A 13,762-nucleotide genomic window follows, 5' to 3' on the forward strand; every position below is an offset into this window, starting at 1 on the left:
ACCGATCTCGTACGATCGAGAAATGACCACCTTCCTCAAGGGCCACGGGACGCAGAACGACTTCGTGATCATCCCGGACGCGGAGAACGGCATCGAGCTGTCCCCCGCCGCGGTGGCCGCGCTCTGCGACCGCCGCGCCGGTATCGGCGCCGACGGCGTGCTGCACGTGGTGCGCTCCGCCGCCCACCCCGAGGCGCGCGCCATGGCGGCCGAGGCCGAGTGGTTCATGGACTACCGCAACGGGGACGGCTCGGTCGCCGAGATGTGCGGCAACGGGGTGCGGGTCTTCGCCCGCTACCTCCAGCGCGCCGGACACGTGGGCGAGGGCGATGTCGCCGTGGCCACGCGCGGCGGCGTCAAGCACGTCCACATCGACAAGGAAGGCCTGATCACGGTCGGGATGGGCAAGGCCGAGCTGCCCGCGGGCGACGTCACCGTCTCCGTCGGCGAGCGCGCCTGGCCCGCGACGAACGTGAACATGGGCAACCCGCACGCCGTCGCCTTCGTCGACGATCTGGCGCACGCGGGCACCCTGTACGACGCGCCCGAGTTCACGCCGGCGAGCGCCTACCCGCAGGGCGTCAATGTCGAGTTCGTCGTCGACCGAGGTCCCCGGCACGTCGCCATGCGCGTGCACGAGCGCGGCTCCGGCGAGACCCGCTCCTGCGGCACCGGCGCCTGCGCGGTGGCCGTCGCCACGGCCCGAAGAGACGGCCTGGACCCCGCCGTCACCGGAACTCCGGTGACGTACGAGATCGATCTGCCCGGCGGCCGGCTCACGATCACCGAGCGGCCCGACGGCGAGATCGAGATGACGGGACCCGCGGAGATCGTGGCCGAGGGGGTGCTCGACGCGCCCTTGTCCGCGTCGCTCTCCGCCCCTGCGGTCGAACAAGCAGGCCGACAAGGCGAAACCGTAAACCTGTGAACTGTCGCTCGAATGGGTGATCCGTTTCACGCTGGGCGAGAGCTGGACTGTGGCACGTGGTGGGCTCGGTAGCATCAAGCACCGGTCCGGACGGGTGCCCCCGCCAGCCCGCCGCCGGGTAGAGAAAGCCGGAGGTGCTCATGAGTGCGGAGGCGACCAACCCCGCCATGCCAGGGGCGATCACGCCCGGAGCACCCCGCAGGCGTGGCCGGCCCCGGATCGACCTGCGCCGCCTCGGCCGCGCCGCGCTCCTCGGCTCCACCGGCCGTGACCGGCTCCCCGACGCCATCGGGCACGTCGTCGAGGCGCACCGCGCGCACTACGCGGACGCCGACCTCGACGCCCTGCACCGCGCCTACGTCCTGGCCGAGTCCTCGCACCGCGGCCAGATGCGCAAGAGCGGCGAGCCCTACATCACGCATCCGCTCGCGGTGACGCTGATCCTGGCCGAACTGGGTGCCGAGAACACGACCTTGACCGCCTCCCTGCTGCACGACACCGTCGAGGACACGGACGTCACCCTCGACCAGGTGCGCACGGAGTTCGGCGAGGAGGTCGCCTACCTCGTCGACGGCGTCACCAAGCTGGAGAAGGTCGACTACGGGGCCGCCGCCGAGCCCGAGACCTTCCGCAAGATGCTGGTCGCCACCGGCAACGACGTACGCGTCATGTCGATCAAGCTCGCCGACCGCCTGCACAACATGCGCACCCTCGGCGTCATGCGCCAGGAGAAGCAGGAACGGATCGCCAAGGTCACCCGCGACGTCCTCATCCCGCTCGCCGAGCGCCTCGGCGTCCAGGCGCTCAAGACCGAACTCGAAGACCTCGTCTTCGCGATCCTCCACCCCGAGGAGTACGCGCGCACCCGCACCCTCATGGCGGTGAACGCGGCACGCGCGGACGACCCGCTCGCGGAGATCGCCGAAGAGGTGCGCGGCGTGCTGCGCGAGGCGGGCCTGAGCGCCGAGGTCCTCATCCGGCCGCGCCACTTCGTCTCCGTGCACCGCGTCAGCCGCAAACGCGGTGAGCTGCGCGGCTCCGACTTCGGCCGCCTCCTCGTCCTCGTCGCGGAGGACGCGGACTGCTACGGCGTCCTCGGCGAGCTGCACACCTGCTTCACGCCGGTGGTCTCGGAGTTCAAGGACTTCATCGCCGTCCCCAAGTTCAACCTGTACCAATCGCTGCACACCGCCGTGGCCCGCGCCGACGGCGAGGTCGCCGAGGTCCTCGTCCGCACGCACCAGATGCACAAGGTCGCGGAGGCAGGCGTCGTCGCCCTCGGCAACCCCTACACGCCGTCCGGCGAGGAGCAGCCGGACCCCGCCGACGAGAGCGCCGAGCGCTCCGACCCCACCCGCCCCGGCTGGCTCTCCCGCCTCCTGGACTGGCAGCAGTCGGCGCCCGACACCGACATGTTCTGGTCGACCCTGCGCGAGGACCTCGCCCAGGACCGCGAGATCACCGTCTTCCGGCCCGACGGCGGCACGATCGGCCTGCCCGCGGGCGCCAGCTGCGTCGACGCCGCCTACGCCCAGTACGGCGAGGACGCCCACGCCTGCATCGGGGCACGTGTCAACGGCCGGCTCGCCACGCTCGGCACGGTCCTCGTCGACGGCGACACCGTGCAGCTCCTCATGGACCGCATGGAGGGCGCCGCCGCCTCCGAACCGTCCCGCGACTGGCTCGACCACGCCCGTACGCCCGCCGCGCGCATCGCCATCAGGCGCTGGCTGGCCGCGCACCCCGAGGGGCCGAGCGCCCCCGAGGCGGCGCCGCGCGCCCCGTACAGCGGGCCCTCCGCGCGCCCCGCCACGGCCAACGCGGTGGTCGACCAGCCCGGCGCCACCGTGCGCCTGGCCGGCTGCTGTACGCCCGTACCACCTGACGAGATCACCGCCTTCGCCGTCCGCGGCGGCGTCGTCACCGTGCACCGCGTCGAGTGTCCCGGCGTGGCCCGGATGAAGGACACCGGGCGCGCGGAGGTCGGCGTGCGCTGGGCCGACGCGGAGAGCGCCGAGTACCGGGTCACGCTCGTCGCCGAGTCGTTCAGCCGCCCGCACCTCCTCGCCGACCTCACGGAAGCCATAGCGCTTGAGGGGGTCGCCATCATCTCGGCGAACGTCGAACCGCCCACCCAGGGCGGCGTCCGGCACACGTACACCCTCCAACTCCCGGACGCCGCACACCTCCCGGGCCTGATGCGGGCGATGCGGAACGTGCCGGGGGTGTACGACGTGGGGCGTGCCCAGCACGCGGCGGCAGGGGCCGTCTGACCTCGCCCGCGGTGCCCGGGGACCTCGTTCGGGTGGCCGTGGCGTGTGCCGCCTCCGCGCGCGCCCGCGCGCTGATAGCCGTAGTCCATGCTGCTCAGCTCCCGAAAGCCCCGCACCGCCGCGCTCGTCACCGCCGGTGTCTGCGTCGCCCTCCTCGCGGCGTCCGCGCCGCAGGCGGCCACCCCGCTCGGTCTCGGTGACCGCCTCTTCCCGCACCTGGGGAACCCCGGGTACGACGTCGAGTCCTACGACATCGCCTTCACCTACGGCGGCGACAACAGCAAGCCGCTCTCCGCCGTCACCAGGATCACCGCGCGTGCGACGGCTCCGCTCGACCGGATCAACCTCGACTTCTCCCACGGGACGGTGCGCTCCGTGGAGGTCAACGGGGCCGCCGCGCGCTTCGCGACCAGTGACGAGGACCTGATCGTCACGCCCGGGCTGCCGGTGGCCCAGGGACAGCCGCTGCGCATCACCGTCCGCCACACCAGCGATCCCAGGCCCGCCGCGAAGACGGACGTCGGCTGGATCCGCACCAAGGACGGGCTCGCCATGGCGAACCAGGCGGACGCCGCGCACCGCGTGTTTCCCAGCAACGACCACCCGTCCGACAAGGCCTACTTCACCTTCCGCGTCACCGCGCCCAAGGCGCTCCAGGCGGTCGCCAACGGTCGCCTTCTGGAGAAGAAACAGCGCGCCGAGGCCGCCACGAGCTGGGTGTACCGCACCGCCCACCCCATGGCCACCGAGCTGGCGCAGGTCTCCATCGGCCGCTCCGCCGTCCTGCACGGCAAGGGCCCGCACGGCCTTCCGATGCGCGATGTCGTGCCCGCCAAGGACGTCAAGGCGCTGCGCCCCTGGCTCGCCAGGACGCCCGACCAGATCGCCTGGATGGAGGGCAAGGTCGGCCGCTACCCGTTCGAGAACTACGGCCTGCTCATCGCCGAGGCGAACACCGGCTTCGAGCTGGAGACACAGACCCTCTCCCTCTTCGAACGCGACGTCTTCGTCCGCCCCGAGTACCCCAAGTGGTACGTCGAATCGATCATGGTGCACGAGCTGGCGCACCAGTGGTTCGGCGACAGCGTCAGCCCCCGCACCTGGTCCGACCTGTGGCTCAACGAGGGGCACGCCACCTGGTACGAGGCGCTGCACACTGAGGAGAAGTTCCACTACGCCCTGGACAAGCGGATGCTCAATGCCTACAAGAGCTCCGACGGCTGGCGCGCCGGCGGTGGTCCGCCCGCCGCGCCCAAGGGCCCCAAGCACGGCGAGAAGATCAGCATCTTCCGCCCGGTCGTCTACGACGGCAGCGCCCTCGTCCTCTACGCGCTGCGCCAGGAGATCGGCAAGGAATCCTTCGAACGCCTGGAGCGCGCGTGGGTGACCACCCACGTCGACCAGAGCGCCACCACGACGGATTTCGTCGCACTCGCCTCCCGGGTCGCCGGACGCGACCTGACCGGCTTCTTCAGGAGCTGGCTGTACGCCAAGAAGACGCCGCCGATGCCCGGTCACCCGGACTGGAAGTCCGACCCGGTGGGGAAGGCGGCGAAGAAGTAGACCGCAGGGGCGAGGCTTCGGCCCGGCTTTCACGGGAAATAACCCGGATGACGAGACGGCCCGTCCCGTGCGACCATCCTCAGGTCGGGAATCCCGGGGGCGGGCCGAGCGTTGTGCCTGATACCGGGGACTCTGGGCCTCCAGGTACCCGACAATCGAAGACCACTCTTCCAGCGACGTAAGGATCCAATGACCTCCTCTTCTTCCCCTTCCCAGGACGCGCAGAGCTTCGCCCGGAGCCTTGCGCCGAACACCACCGAAGGTCTTCGGGCCGATGCCCTGATGGAAGAGGACGTCGCCTGGAGCCACGAGATCGACACGGCGCGGGACGGTGACCAGTTCGACCGCACCGAGCGCGCGGCCCTGCGCCGCGTGGTGGGCCTCTCCACCGAGCTCGAGGACGTCACCGAGGTCGAGTACCGCCAGCTCCGTCTGGAGCGCGTGGTCCTCGTCGGCGTCTGGACGTCCGGCACGGTCGACGACGCGGAGAACTCCCTCGCGGAGCTCGCCGCCCTCGCCGAGACCGCGGGCGCCCTCGTCCTCGACGGCGTCGTCCAGCGCCGCGACAAGCCGGACGCGGCCACGTACATCGGCTCGGGCAAGGCGCAGGAGCTGCGGGACATCGTCCTGGAGACCGGCGCCGACACGGTCGTGTGCGACGGTGAGCTGAGCCCCGGCCAGCTCATCCACCTCGAGGACGTCGTCAAGGTCAAGGTGGTCGACCGGACCGCGCTGATCCTCGACATCTTCGCCCAGCACGCCAAGTCCCGAGAGGGCAAGGCGCAGGTCGCCCTCGCGCAGATGCAGTACATGCTGCCGCGCCTGCGCGGCTGGGGTCAGTCGCTCTCCCGGCAGATGGGTGGCGGTGGCTCCTCCGGCTCCGGCGGCGGCATGGCCACGCGTGGTCCCGGTGAGACCAAGATCGAGACGGACCGGCGCCGGATCCGCGAGAAGATGGCGAAGATGCGCCGTGAGATCGCGGAGATGAAGACGGGCCGCGAGATCAAGCGCCAGGAGCGCCGTCGCAACAAGGTGCCGTCGGTCGCCATCGCCGGTTACACCAACGCGGGCAAGTCGTCCCTGCTCAACCGCCTCACGGGCGCGGGCGTGCTGGTGGAGAACGCGCTGTTCGCCACCCTCGACCCGACCGTGCGCCGGGCCGAGACGCCGAGCGGCCGGCTGTACACGCTGGCCGACACGGTCGGCTTCGTCCGGCACCTGCCGCACCACCTCGTCGAGGCGTTCCGCTCCACGATGGAGGAGGTCGGCGACGCCGACCTGATCCTGCACGTGGTCGACGGTTCGCATCCCGCGCCCGAGGAGCAGCTCGCCGCCGTGCGCGAGGTCGTCCGCGACGTCGGGGCCACCAAGGTCCCCGAGATCGTGGTGATCAACAAGGCGGACGCGGCCGACCCGCTGGTGCTCCAGCGGCTGATGCGCCAGGAGAAGCGCTCGATCGCCGTCTCGGCCCGTACGGGCGCGGGGATCGAGGAGCTGCTCGCGCTCATCGACGTCGAGCTGCCGCGGCCCGAGGTCGAGATCGAGGCGCTGGTGCCGTACACGCACGGCAAGCTGGTCGCGCGGGCGCACACCGAGGGCGAGGTGATCTCCGAGGAGCACACCCCGGAGGGCACGCTGCTCAAGGCCCGCGTCCACGAGGAGCTGGCGGCGGACCTCGCCCCGTACGTCCCGACGGCGGCGGGCACGCGCTGACGCTGATCACCATGGACCGCATGTGAAGGAGCCCCGCCCGGGTTCACCGGGCGGGGCTCCTTGCTGCGTTCCGGCTCAGCGCCTACTGGTTGCCGTGCTGCTCGCTCATCATGTCGAAGACCTGCTGGGCCTCGCGGCCCAACTGCGGTCCGGCGAGCCAGGTGTTGCCGGCCGGGCCGATCGACGTGTTCGACACCAGGACGGTCTTGCCGCCCCGCACACGGAACCAGCCGCCGCCCGACGAACCACCTGTCATCGTGCAGCCGATCCGGTACATCGTCGGCTGCTCGGGGCTGAGCGACAGCCGGCCGGGCCGGTCGAGGCACTTGTTCATCAGCAGGCCGTCGAACGGGGGAGCGGCCGGGTAGCCCCACGCGCCCATCGAACCCACCGACTGGGCGGACGGCGCGGAGAAGTCCACCTCAAGCGCGTTGCCGACGGTCTCCTCCAGGGACTTGGTGCCCCGCTCCGGCTTCACGTGCAGCACGGCGAAGTCGTAGGGCGCGCCCGCGCCGCCCGACTCGGCGCCCTGGTCGATCCACTCCTTGGAGGTGGAGGCCCAATCGGCCCAGTAGGTGCCGTACGGGGCGATCTCCGTCTGCGTCGCATTGCGCAGCGCGCTCGCCGACCTGCCCTGGTCGTTGTAGGAGGGCACGAAGGCGATGTTGCGGTACCAGCCGCCCGCCGAACCCGCGTGCACACAGTGGCCCGCGGTCCACACCAGGTTCGATCTGCCCGGGTTGCGCGGGTCCTTCACGACAGTGCCGGAGCAGACCATCGAGCCCTCGGGGGAGTCGAAGAAGACCTTGCCGACCGGTGCCGCGTTCTCGTGGTACGGCGTCTTCTCGGCCCGCGCCGGAACCGGCTCGGGCTCCGGGTCGGTGACGCCCTGGTCGGTCGCGTAGTCCTTCGCCGCGATCGTCTTCTTCGGCTCCTCGGCGGACTTCATCCGCTCGGGCTTCCACAAGCCCTCGATGACCGGGTTGACGAAGTCGTTGGCCTCGCGCAGCCAGTCGTCCTTGTCCCAGTTCTTCCAGGCCCCGTTCTTCCACTTGTCGGGGTCGATGCCGTGCTTCTTCAGCTGATCGGCGAGGCCGGCCGCCAGCTCGGCGCCGCCCTCGGAACCGCCGGATGCCTGGGACGAGGCGTCGGCCGTGGTCCCCGCCGCGCCCTCCTTGGCGTCAGAACCGTCATTGCAGGCGGTGGCGGTGAGCGCCAGGGCGGCGGCGACCGCGGTCGCGGCGACGACAGTGCGCCGTCTCCGGCCGCGGACGACGGACGGACGTGTGAAACGCATGGTGCGATTACCCCCGTGAGAAATGCAAGATCAACAAGCTGGTTCTGTCATGAGCGTGTCAGTGGCGCCGCGCTCCCCGCGGGCACCCGGTCCGACACAGCACCCCGCTATGCCTGGGGATCTGAGGACGAACGGCGGCGGGGCGGTGAAGGTTTGCGCACCCGCGCACCCCAGCCGCCACTTCGGAACCGCGGGGCCGCCTACTGCCCGGCGTACTTCTTGCTCACGGCGTCATAGATCCCCTCGGCCTCCTTGCCGAGGCGCGGACCGGCGAGCCACCCCGCTGTCACCGGACCGATCGAGGTGTTGGAGATCAGCGCCGGCTTGCCGTCGGAACCCTGGCCGACCCAGCCGCCGCCCGACGAACCACCGGTCATCGTGCAGCCGATCCGGTACATCGTCGGGTCCGTCGTGTTCAGCGAGAGCCGCCCCGGCTTGTCCGCGCACTGGAACAACTGCTGGCCGTCGTAAGGCGGCGCCGCCGGGTACCCCTTGGCCGTCAGCTGGGAGATCTTCGGCACCGCCAGCGCATTGAAGTCCACCGGAAGCGACGCACCCACCGTCTCCTCGAGCGACTTCCCCGAACCGCCCTTCTCAGGCGTCACATGGATGACGGCGAAGTCGAACGGCGCGCCCGCACCACCGGTCGGCCCGCCCCGCTCGATCCACTGGTCGGACGTCTGTGCCCAGTTGCCCCACCACACACCGTACGGAGCGACCTCGCTCTTGGGCGCACCCTGCAGATCGGCGGCCGACTTGCCCGCGTTGTTGTACGAGGGCACGAACGCGATGTTGCGGTACCAGCCGCCCTTCGCACCCGCGTGCACGCAGTGACCGGCCGTCCAGATCATGTCGGACTTACCGGGGTGGGCCGGGTCGGAGACCACGGTGGCCGAACAGACCATCGACCCCTCGGGGCCGTCGAAGAACAACTTGCCCGCGTACGGCGCGCTGTCGTGGTACGGGGTCGCGGCGGCCGCCGCCTTCACCGGCTGCGGCGTCGGGTCCGTGACACCCTGGTCACCGGAGATGTCGTTCTCGTCGACCTCGCCACCGGGGTTCTTGTCGGCGTCACGCATCCGGTCCGAGTCCCACAGGCCCTCGATGATCGGGTTGACGAAGTCCTGCGCCTCACGCAGCCACTTGTCCCGGTCCCAGTTCTTCCACTCGCCGTTCTTCCACTTGTCCGGGTCGATCCCGTGTTCCTTGAGCTTCTCCTTGATGTTGTCCGGGATCTGGAACGAGCCGCCGCCCGCGCTCGCGGAGGACGACGCCTTGTCGCTCGCCTCGTCCTCGCTCGGGCCGCACGCAGTGGTGGTGAGAACAAGCACCGCGCCAAGGGCAACGGCCGCCGCCACGGGGGACGTTCTGCCGCGCACGCTCCTGGCGCGACGTTCGGCGGACAGCGGGCGTATGGATCGCATGGTGGGAATCCCCCTGGGCTTCGAGATCAGTGCACTGTCGAACCTGTGCGGTGGACGGGCCGTTACGCCCCCTCCCCGAACGGCAACCCACACTATGCCGGTGCCGTCGGGGACGGCCGACGGAACAGCAACGGTTCCGTCACGGAGAGATCTTGCTGGTGCCACGCTCTGGTGCCACGCATTGGTGCCACGCATGCTCCGTCCGCACACGCTCCGCCGAGGGGTGTGGAAGACCGGGCGCGGACCGGCTGCGATCGGGTACGGGTCGGGTGCATTCCGGTGCGTGCGATCTGTGGCGCAGGTCTCCGCACGAGTCTGCGGACGGGCCGTGTTCCCGCCGCCCCCTCGTCGTTAGGGCCTACGGGGGGTCTGCGGTCGGCACTCAGCCCTCGAACCGTCCTGGCGTGCTGCCGGGGCGGCACTTCGATGCTGTATCCGCCGACCCGGTCCGCCTTTCGGTGAGCCGACGAGCCCAGTCGGCCGTATACGCAGCGGGAGGACCAGCAGCCGTGGCCTTGACCGAAGAGGCCCCTTGGGAAGGGGATGCGCGCGGGACATCCGCACGCGAAAGCGCCCTGCACGACGGCATCCTGTGCCGCCAGTCCGCGCGGGAGTCGGCCGCACGTACGTACGCGCGCGCTCTGCCCATCGTGCCGGTGCGGGCCCGCGGCCTCACCATCGAGGGAGCGGACGGCCGCCGGTACCTGGACTGCCTTTCCGGCGCGGGCACCCTCGCTCTCGGCCACAACCACCCGGTGGTGCTCGAGGCCATCCGAAAGGTGCTCGACTCGGGAGCGCCGCTGCACACCCTCGACCTGGCCACCCCCGTCAAGGACGCCTTCACCACCGAGCTGTTCCAGACCCTGCCGCCCGCTCTCGCCGACCGGGCCCGCATCCAGTTCTGCGGCCCGGCCGGAACGGACGCCGTCGAAGCCGCCCTGAAACTGGTCCGCACCGCCACCGGCCGCTCCGGCCTCCTCGCGTTCGCCGGCGCCTACCACGGCATGACCGCCGGAGCCTTGGAGGTGTCGGGCGGCGCACAGGACGTCCGGGTCGCGCGCCTGCCCTATCCGCAGGACTACCGCTGCCCGTTCGGCGTCGGCGGCCCGCGCGGGGCCGAACTCGCCGCCCGCTGGACCGAGACGCTCCTCGACGACACCAAGTCGGGGGTGCCACTCCCGGCCGGCATGATCCTCGAACCGGTGCAGGGAGAGGGCGGCGTCATCCCCGCCCCCGACACCTGGCTGCGCCGCATGCGGGCGCTCACCGAGTCCCGCGGGATCCCGCTGATCGCCGACGAGGTGCAGACCGGGGTCGGCAGGACCGGCGCCTTCTGGGCCGTGGACCACAGCGGTGTCGTGCCGGACGTGATGGTCCTGTCCAAGGCGATCGGCGGCAGCCTCCCGCTCGCCGTGCTCGTCTACCGCGACGACCTCGACGTCTGGGGACCCGGCGCCCACGCCGGCACCTTCCGCGGCAACCAGCTCGCCATGGCCGCCGGCACCGCGACCCTCGCCCACGTACGCGAGAACGGTCTCGCCGAACGCGCCGCCGTCCTGGGCACCCGCATGATGACCCAACTCCGCGCGCTGGCCCGGGAGTACCCCTGCATCGGCGACGTGCGAGGTCGCGGCCTCATGATCGGCGTCGAACTGGTCGACCCGGAAGGGAACACGAGCCCCGCCCTCACGGCGCCGGCCGACGTGCCCCATACCGGCAAGGGGGCCGCGGACGCGATCGCCGCCGCTGACGGCGCGGGAGCCGCCCACCTCACCGGCGCAGGGCACACCGACGACCTTTCGGCCGACCCCCTCCTCGGCGAACCGGCGACCACGCCGCTCCCCGCCGCCCCGGCGCTGGCCGCGGCCGTCCGCGACGCCTGCCTGGACCGCGGCCTGATCGTCGAACTCGGCGGCCGCCACTCCAGCGTCGTACGCCTCCTGCCGCCCCTCACCATCACCGATGAACAGGCTGCGGCGATCGTCGACCGGCTCGCGGACGCCCTGGCCGCCGTAGCCCGGACGCACTCCTAGCCACACCAGCACACGGCGGCACGCCCTGCCCCAGCGACAGCCGCGGTAGCCGGAAAAGCCGGACCACCGCCCCACGGAGCCTCTCACCCCACGCAAGGAAGCACTCTTGAACGCCACCCCCGCATCCGACGGCCGCCCCTTCGCCGCAGGATCCTGCGACCCGCAGACCTCGAGCGATCCGGAGCACGAAGCGGTCCCCCGGCAGAAGGGCGGCGTCCAAGAGGCCGAGCGTCCGCACACCGCACTCGCCGCCGCCATCGACTCCATCGACTCCATCGAGGCCACGGACGCTACGGATGCCACGAGTGTCACGGGTGTCACGGGTGTCACGGACGCCGTCAACGCCGTCGGCGCCATCGACCTGCTCGAACATCCCGATCCCGACACTGCCGCCCAGCTCGCGGCCGTGGAGAACCTGCTCCGCTGCTGGGTACGCGAGAACAACATCACCCCTCCTCCCGTCGGCGCCCTCCGCATCGCCCTGCCTGCGAGCGGCACCGCCCTTCTCGTCCCGATCAACTACTGGTCCCTCACCGGCTGGCACCGCTTCGGCCTGCCCTACCTGGAGGACGGCCCCCAGGGTGCCCCTTGCGTGGACGCGGTGACCCTTGCCGGCCTCCTGAGCCGGGAGTCCGCGCCGCCGGAGGGCGCAAAGTCCGGCTCAGTTGAGACCGGGGGCGGGAGCGGCAGCAGAGGAACCGAGGCCGAGGCCGAGGCCGAGACGGAGGCCGGTGGCGCGGCCGAGACGGAGGCCGGTGGCGCGGCCGAGACGGAGGCTGGTGGCGCGGCCGAGACGGAGGCCGGTGGCGCGGCTGATACGGAGGCTGGTGGCGCGGCTGATACGGAGGCTGGTGGCGCGGCTGATGGCGTGGTCATGGTCGGAGAGGGGATCGGTGCTGGGATCGGTGCTGGTGCTGGTGCTGGTGCTGGTGCTGGGGCCGGTGCTGGTGCCGGAGCCGAAGTCGGGGCTGGAGCCGGAGCCGAAGTCGAGGCCGGGGCCTGTGCCCGCACCGGCGACGCTTCCGCTCCCGCCTCCTCGGGCCAAGGCGGCGACCTGGTCGCTCGTGTCGCCGACTCCGTACGCCGCACGGCCGAGTTCATCGCCGACCGCCGTCAACATCGCGAGGACGACCCCGACCGCTTCCTCGCCGGGGAACAGGCCCTGCTCCTCGGGCACCCGCTGCACCCCACCCCCAAGAGCCGTGAGGGGCTGTCCGAGGTCGAGACCCGCCTGTACTCACCGGAGCTGCGCGGCTCCTTCCCCCTGCAATGGATCGCCGTCGCACCTGACGTCCTCGCCCACGACTCGGCCTGGACCGAACGCGGCCGCACCATCCCCGCTCCGCACCTGACCTCCCAGTTCGCCGGACCCGGCCTTCCCTTGCCGAGCGGCTTCGCCGCCCTGCCTCTGCACCCCTGGCAGCTCCGCGAACTGCGACACCGCCCGACCACCGCCGCCCTCCTGGACGCCGGCCTCCTTCGCGAGCTCGGCTCGCACGGCGACCCCTGGTTCCCCACCTCCTCCGTCCGCACCCTGTACCGGCCCGGCACCCAAGCGATGCTGAAGCTCTCCCTCGGCCTGCGGATCACCAACTCCCGGCGCGAGAACCTCCGCAAGGAACTGCACCGGGGCGTCGAGGTCCATCGGCTACTCCGCAACGGCCTCGCCGCGCGGTGGCACGCCGCCCACCCGGGCTTCGACATCGTCCGCGACCCGGCCTGGCTCGCAATCGACGACGCTGCCGGTGACCCCGTCCCCGGGATCGACGTCATGATCCGCCACAACCCCTTCCGCCCCGGCGACGACGCCTCCTGCGTCGCGGGCTTCGTCTCGCCCCGCCCCCCGCACCGCCCGGCGGGACAGATGGACCGCACCCCGATGAGCTCCCGCCTCGCCGAGACCATCAGCCGCCTCACTGCACGGACCGGACGATCCCGCGGCGCTGTGGCTACCGAGTGGTTCCTGCGCTACCTGGAGCACGTGGTGCGCCCCGTTCTCTGGCTCGACAGCGAAGCCGGTGTCGCCCTCGAAGCGCACCAGCAGAACACCCTCCTCCTGCTCGACGCCGACGGCTGGCCCGTCGGCGGCCGCTACCGCGACAACCAGGGCTACTACTTCCGCGAGTCCCACAGAACCGAACTCGACAAGCGGCTCCCCGGCATCGGCGCGCTGAGCGACACCTTCGTCTCCGACGACGTCACCGACGAGCGATTCGCCTACTACCTCGCCATCAACAATGTCTTCGGTCTCATCGGCGCCTTCGGTTCGCAACGTCTCGCCGACGAACGCCTGTTGCTCGCCGCGTTCCGCCGCTTCCTCGTCGAAGCCGCCACCGGCGCCAACCGACTGCGCAGCCCCCTGCCGAGCCGGCTGCTTGACTCACCCAAGCTGCGCTGCAAAGCGAACCTCCTGACCCGGCTGCACGGCCTCGACGAACTCGTCGGCCCCGTCGACACCCAATCCGTCTACGTCACCCTCACCAACCCCCTTCATGTCTGAAGATCTCCGATCACGACCCGATTCGAAGGCC

The 13,762-nt window shown here is 71.2% G+C and carries 8 protein-coding genes; 6 read left to right on the forward strand and 2 right to left on the reverse strand.

The genetic code is table 11. From position 1 onward, the window contains the following. Positions 1 to 22: 22 nt before the first annotated feature. From dapF to hflX, 4 genes are all read left to right on the forward strand, one after another. Positions 23 to 928, forward strand: a complete 906-nt coding sequence (dapF, locus tag ACH4RC_RS00305) for a diaminopimelate epimerase (RefSeq protein ID WP_398193187.1) — start codon at positions 23 to 25, stop codon at positions 926 to 928. Between the two features lie 140 nt (positions 929 to 1,068). Then, positions 1,069 to 3,201: a RelA/SpoT family protein gene (locus ACH4RC_RS00310; RefSeq protein WP_398193188.1), complete on the forward strand. Its 2,133-nt coding sequence runs from the start codon at positions 1,069 to 1,071 to the stop codon at positions 3,199 to 3,201. Positions 3,202 to 3,288: 87 nt separating this feature from the next. Further along, positions 3,289 to 4,764, forward strand: a complete 1,476-nt coding sequence (locus tag ACH4RC_RS00315) for a M1 family metallopeptidase (RefSeq protein WP_398193190.1) — start codon at positions 3,289 to 3,291, stop codon at positions 4,762 to 4,764. A 189-nt stretch (positions 4,765 to 4,953) separates the two neighbouring features. Continuing rightward, positions 4,954 to 6,477: a GTPase HflX gene (gene hflX / locus ACH4RC_RS00320; protein WP_398193191.1), complete on the forward strand. Its 1,524-nt coding sequence runs from the start codon at positions 4,954 to 4,956 to the stop codon at positions 6,475 to 6,477. An 82-nt stretch (positions 6,478 to 6,559) separates the two neighbouring features. Here the strand turns inward: hflX and ACH4RC_RS00325 are convergent, their stop codons facing one another. Further along, positions 6,560 to 7,774: a trypsin-like serine peptidase gene (locus ACH4RC_RS00325; protein WP_398193193.1), complete on the reverse strand. Its 1,215-nt coding sequence runs from the start codon at positions 7,772 to 7,774 to the stop codon at positions 6,560 to 6,562. Between the two features lie 200 nt (positions 7,775 to 7,974). After that, positions 7,975 to 9,198 (reverse strand): trypsin-like serine peptidase, encoded by a 1,224-nt coding sequence (locus tag ACH4RC_RS00330; protein WP_398193194.1) that lies wholly within the window; start codon positions 9,196 to 9,198, stop codon positions 7,975 to 7,977. A gap of 509 nt (positions 9,199 to 9,707) precedes the next feature. Here ACH4RC_RS00330 and ACH4RC_RS00335 point away from each other — a divergent pair. Next, positions 9,708 to 11,231 carry a diaminobutyrate--2-oxoglutarate transaminase family protein gene (locus ACH4RC_RS00335; RefSeq protein ID WP_398193196.1) on the forward strand — a complete coding sequence of 508 codons (1,524 nt, stop codon included), beginning with the start codon at positions 9,708 to 9,710 and terminating at the stop codon, positions 11,229 to 11,231. A 106-nt stretch (positions 11,232 to 11,337) separates the two neighbouring features. Then, positions 11,338 to 13,731, forward strand: coding sequence for an IucA/IucC family protein (locus tag ACH4RC_RS00340; protein ID WP_398193198.1), 2,394 nt, complete (start codon positions 11,338 to 11,340; stop codon positions 13,729 to 13,731). The last annotated feature ends 31 nt before the right edge of the window (positions 13,732 to 13,762 follow it).

The sequence above is a fragment of the Streptomyces sp. NPDC016845 genome, from assembly GCF_044332585.1.
Classification (GTDB): domain Bacteria; phylum Actinomycetota; class Actinomycetes; order Streptomycetales; family Streptomycetaceae; genus Streptomyces.